The sequence below is a fragment of the Paenibacillus sinopodophylli genome (assembly GCF_005930355.1).
In the GTDB taxonomy this organism is placed as follows: Bacteria; Bacillota; Bacilli; order Paenibacillales; family Paenibacillaceae; genus Pristimantibacillus; species Pristimantibacillus sinopodophylli.
The window spans coordinates 1-223 of record NZ_VDBO01000102.1 but is presented as its reverse complement, the minus strand read 5'-3'; the positions used below and the strand labels follow the sequence as shown (position 1 = coordinate 223).

General features: G+C 52.9%; 1 tRNA gene. It reads left to right on the top strand.

The window, feature by feature from the left end:
- Positions 1-149: 149 nt before the first annotated feature.
- Positions 150-222 (top strand) — tRNA-Ala (locus FGT79_RS30865).
- The last annotated feature ends 1 nt before the right edge of the window (position 223 follow it).

Below are 223 nucleotides of genomic sequence, written 5' to 3'. Positions count from 1 at the left end.
CAAGGTAGCCGTATCGGAAGGTGCGGCTGGATCACCTCCTTTCTAAGGAAATACCCGAACCCGATGAGGTTCGGATATAAGTTATCGGTATATGGCGCTTTGAGCGCAAGACGTGAAAACCATTTGTTCAGCTTTGATGGAATTTGTATGGGGCCATAGCTCAGCTGGGAGAGCGCCTGCCTTGCAAGCAGGAGGTCAGCGGTTCGATCCCGCTTGGCTCCAC